Annotated in this window: 4 protein-coding genes; 2 read left to right on the top strand and 2 right to left on the bottom strand. The window is 42.5% G+C overall.

What is annotated here, in order from left to right:
* Nucleotides 1-760: 760 nt before the first annotated feature.
* Nucleotides 761-3,352: a hypothetical protein gene (locus tag Q0954_RS32765; RefSeq protein ID WP_299465876.1), complete on the top strand. Its 2,592-nt coding sequence runs from the start codon at nucleotides 761-763 to the stop codon at nucleotides 3,350-3,352.
* 356 nt (nucleotides 3,353-3,708) lie between these two features.
* Entirely contained in the window at nucleotides 3,709-4,470 is a 762-nt protein-coding gene (locus tag Q0954_RS32760; RefSeq protein ID WP_299465873.1) for an SDR family NAD(P)-dependent oxidoreductase, read from the top strand.
* A 79-nt stretch (nucleotides 4,471-4,549) separates the two neighbouring features.
* Here the strand turns inward: Q0954_RS32760 and Q0954_RS32755 are convergent, their stop codons facing one another.
* Together Q0954_RS32755 and Q0954_RS32750 are read right to left on the bottom strand one after the other, a co-directional pair.
* Entirely contained in the window at nucleotides 4,550-4,756 is a 207-nt protein-coding gene (locus Q0954_RS32755) for a hypothetical protein (protein ID WP_299465870.1), read from the bottom strand.
* A gap of 24 nt (nucleotides 4,757-4,780) precedes the next feature.
* On the bottom strand, nucleotides 4,781-4,987 hold the full coding sequence (locus Q0954_RS32750) for a leucine-rich repeat domain-containing protein (protein WP_299465867.1): 207 nt from the start codon (nucleotides 4,985-4,987) through the stop codon (nucleotides 4,781-4,783).
* Between the last annotated feature and the right edge of the window lie 38 nt (nucleotides 4,988-5,025).

Below are 5,025 nucleotides of genomic sequence, written 5' to 3'. Positions count from 1 at the left end.
AAAGTATGCGAAGCCTGTTCAATTTAAAAACAGCCCAGCTTCCAGCTCTTTTAAGTCTTTCGAAGAAGACTTGAAAGCACCAAGTAATGACAAGTCTGTGACTTGTTTTGCGATAGCAAAGTATGCGAAGCCTGTTCAATTTACAACTGCCTGGCTTAAGCGCAGCAAAATAAACCAAAGCCCAAATCATGTAAAACTGATTTGGGCTTTTTGCTTTATCTCCAGGCGAATTAAAAGTGTTTCCTCATTGGTTTTATAAAAAAAAGGTTATTTCCGTGTGTTACCTGGCAAAGAAGTGTAGGGGCAATCCCTTGTGGTTGCCCTAGTGAAGAGCAAACATGAGTATACAATAATCCTTCAGCCCAATTCTTTATAAGAGCCTTAAGTTTAAACGTAGTGGTAACTTAAATCAACAAATAGTAGGAAGTTTGTAACTTTCCAAAATAAACCAAAGCCCAAATCATGTAAAACTGATTTGGGCTTTTTGCTTTATCTCTGGGCGAATTAAAAGTGTTTCTTCATTGGTTTTGTAAAAAAAGTAGGAAATATTTGATTTACGTATTCAGTCAAAACTATCAGTTAGTTAATTGGGTAAATGAAAAATAATAAGGAAGTAATATGGTTTTTTACTTATAAAATAGCTGCCAAGTACCTGAAGAATCAAGAAAAATTTTTTTGCAAAAACCTTCCGTTATTCATCCACAAAGAAGTAACTAATATAAGAACGACCTGAACTATACCACCCAAAGTGGTCATACTGATGAATACATTTAGAAAAAAACTGAAGCATTATTATGCTTGGTGGGTATTGGCATGCTGCCTGGCATGGAGCCCAATGGCCTACACCCAAACCCGTCAATTGCCCAAAGTAGATGCGGCAAAACAAAAAGCACAACAAGCACTAGAGGCACGAAAAAAAGCAGTGCACGAAAAGAGCAAGGCATTTTTGAAAGAAAAGCTTGACCCTCGTGCCCCTTACCGCCAACTAAAGACCAAAGGAAAAGAAGACCTGCAAAAGCGGTTTGCCATTTTGAAAAACGTCTATGGAGAAAGCAAAAAAGAAGTGACTGGCTTTCGACTCCCTCCTTTGCTCAAGTTCAACGGCTTGCAAGCCAACCTCGAACGACATACCGCCCAGCGACAAGGCAATTACCCCTTGGGCATACCCGGTGATTTTACCCGTTTTCAGGTCAATGGTGGGGTCAGTGTATTAGGCGTACCGCTCAAAGTACAAGGCTTGTTTACCACCGAGCAATCGGAACTGCGCCAACCCATGAACCAATTTTCGGTAGGACTAGACATAGCCACTCTTCAACGTCAACTTCAGCAACGTGTAGATGCCCGTTTGCGCAAGCTACAACAAGTGTACAACGTACAAGAGTACCAATCGTTGGACAAGCTCTACAAGTTTGAGCAAATCAAAGAAATAGAGAGTTTTACCCAAAACGAAGTACGCCAACACCTGGGCGAACTGCAACAGTTGAAAGACCTGGAAGAGTTGAAAAACCTAAAAGAGTGGGAAAAAAACTGGCAGCAAAAACTCAAAACTAAAGGCACTGCCTGGGCAAAAAAAGAAAAGACCCGCTATTACCAGCAATTGGGGCAAAAAATCAACGATAATCCTACCCTTGCCAAAGCTTACACTAAACTAGGCGTAAACCCCGAAGACCTAAGCAATCCCAAGGCATTGGAAAAAAAGCTGAAAGATAAATCAGCGACGCTGAAGCAACAAACCACGCAATTGTACGAGCAAAAGAAAGCAGGCTTGAAACAAAAATACCAAGGCACCAAGGGCAAGGCTTTGAAAAAGATGAACAAACGGTTGGGCAAATTTTTGGGGCGACAAAACCTAACCGTAAGCGACTTGAAAAACCTCTACGAAAACCGTGATTCGTTGGCAAAGCAAGCCCCCGAACGTTTGCTAGGCTACGAAAATGCCCGAATACTAAAGTCGTTTAGAGCAGGCAAAAACAAAGAAGGTTTGCAACAGCTACAACAAGCAGGGATCATTTCTTTGCCCACGTTTTTGGCGGCAAGCCTACAAACCCTGACCGTAGGCACCAGTCATCCTCAGTTTACCGACTTTACCCTGAGCGGTGCTCGTATAGATGGGGTGGGCATAGAGCTACAACCGGGGCAACTGCACTTGGCGTATTATGGCGCCAAAAACAAAGTGGCCACTGCCGCCAACAACGACTACACCCGCAAGTTGAAGGCTTACCGGGCGGGTTGGGGTAAAAAAGAAGGCACCCACTTGTTTATAAACCATGTACAAGGGCAAGACGACCTCACTACCTTTAGAGGCGACAGCATTATTACAGGCATTGGTGATACTTCGTTTTTTGACAAGCCTCGACGCAATACCGTATGGGGGGCAGATGCGAAGTGGCGTTGGAAACAATGGGAAGTGGAAGTAGAGTTTGCCCAATCGATGACTACGCTGGACTTAAGCCGTGAGAACCTTCCGGCAACCAATACCCACATTGCTGAATTTTTGCAACAACCCCTCACCGACCAGGGAAACCTACAGGTAGGGCAGGCGTATGGACTCAGGCTACATTATCAGTTGGGTGAGCGCACCACCCTGCATGGCAAACTAGAGCGAATTACGCCCGGTTTTTTCTCGTTGGGGGTGCCTTATTTTCGCAACGACATAGAAGGAGGAGAAGTGAGCGTTGAGCAAAAGTTTTGGAAAAATCAATTGACGGTTACGCCTCTGTATGGCTACTGGCACGACAACCTCACCGGACGAAAAGAAACGACGTCTTTGATGCAAGAATATGGGCTAAATGTTAGCCTTACGCCTCAAAAATGGCCATTTATGGCGCTGGATTACCGTAAAAACCTGATTGAAAACAACGAGTTGAATAATGTAGAAATACTGAATGTACACACCGGGTACAACTACACACAAGGCAGTACACAAATGCAAACCACCTTGACTGCCTTGTTGCAGGAAACCCGCACCCAATCGGAGGAGTTTAACCTGAAAAACATCTCTATCAGAAACTATACATTACAACAAGTGACGAGCTTTAGCTTTCCGCTCCAGGCCAGTGCCCAATTAAATTTTTTAGACCAAAAAGGAGGCAGGGAAGAAGGCAAATGGTTGACTGTGGGTGGTTCGTTGACTTATACTTTTTGGGGTGTTTGGCAAAATAGTATCAAGGGTAACTACGGCAAAAACCAAAAAGAGGGCATCAAGTATGATTGGGGGCTGGAGTCTTCCCTTACTTTTCTTAATTATTATACCTTTACTGTGGGTGTTGAGCAAAATAAGTTGGATACATTGTTACCACTCAACAATTATGAAGAACTTCGGGGAAAGGTTGTGTTAAGTGCGAGGTTTTAGGTAAAGCTTCAAGCTTGAAGCGGCAAGTTACCAGTCACAAGTCACAAGTTCTCAGGTGTCGATGCCTATCGGTACTTCATTGACAGTGTATTGATATTTCTTACTTTAAACAGCCGAACAAACCATTAGATAGTCCCTGGTACCCTCTCAGGGAATTTATAAATAACTGAAAATAAGTGTACTATGAATTTTTTAGTTGCTTGTGGAGGGTGTCCCTAGTTCCCAGCACCCTCTCAGAACCTCAATTCCTCAGAACCCTACTATAGTATTAGCTTGACTATATATAATTATATTTCTTTCTTTAATTAGTATTTTTATACTAATTTCCGTTTTTCAAATCCTCAAATCATTCAACAATGAAAGAAAATCTGAGCCTAAACGATAAAGTAGCTATAGTAACAGGTGCCAGCAAAGGCATAGGAGAGGCCATTGTGCGCTTGTATGCTGCCCACGGAGCTAAAGTAGTAGTGAGTAGCCGCAAACAAGCCGCAGTAGACGTGGTAGCCGAGAGTATTCGCCAGAGCGGGGGAGAGGCTATAGGCATAGAAGCCCACATGGGCAAAATGGATAGTATTAAAACTTTGGTAGACAAAACCCTTGAGCACTATGGGCGCATAGACATTATAGTAAACAATGCGGCCACCAACCCCGTATTTGGTGCGGTAGAAAACTGCGATGAGTCAGCTTTTGATAAAATAATGGATGTAAACGTCAAAGGTTGTTTTGAGCTTGCTAAGCTTGCTTTACCTTCTATGAAAGCCAACAAAAGTGGGTCTATTATTAATATGAGTAGTATAGGAGGGCTTAAGCCTGAACCAGGTTTGGGTATTTATAGTGTAAGCAAGGCTGCCTTGGTAATGCTTACCAAAGTAATGGCCAAAGAGTGGGGGCGACACAACATTCGCGCCAATGCGATTTGCCCTGGTTTGATCAAAACCAAGTTTAGTCAAGCGCTTTGGCAAAACGAACAAATAAGCGACCACTTTATGAAAGGCTTGCCAATTGCTCGTTTGGGTACTCCCGAAGACATTGCCCGTTTGTCGCTATTTTTGGCATCAGAGGCATCTTCTTATTCTACTGGTGGGGTATTTACTTCAGATGGTGGTTTTTTGATATAATTAATCTGTATGAGTCATCAGTGTATAGCAACAAGCGACAAGGAAAAGTAATTGAATAGTTCGCCTTGTCGCTTGAAGCTTACTCTACTTTTTGCACTGTATCTTGATGAAACCGTTGCTCAGCAAATTTTTGTTCGGTGGCATCATACCATTGTCCTATGATGTACTCATCGTTTGTGCTACGGGTGAGCTGTTCGCTGAGCAATGCTTGTTCGTATTCTTTGATCACCATTACAGGGCCTCCGGACAAATGTTGTACTTTATCTCCAATTTTAAATTTTCTCATATTTTTAAAAGTTAGTAAGGTCTATCAAAAAATGATTTCGCAATTGGGCAACCAATGGCTTATTTCATCGAGGTGGTCGGGTGAAACCGGGTTATTTTGCAAGTCAATTAGCTGAAGATTTTTCAAATAGCCAATGCTGGCAGGCAACCTGTTGATTTGGTTGTTGGCTAACCAAAGCTTATGAATATTTCCTTTTTTATTGGTCTCAGTAATGGGTTTAAAACCCTGCACTTTCAGTGCAGAACTTTAGTATTGCGAAAAAATCTATT

The organism is uncultured Microscilla sp., from assembly GCF_947493425.1.
In the GTDB taxonomy this organism is placed as follows: Bacteria; Bacteroidota; Bacteroidia; order Cytophagales; family Microscillaceae; genus Microscilla.
Note: the sequence above shows the minus strand (reverse complement) of the source record. Positions and strands in the feature narration are given on the sequence as shown.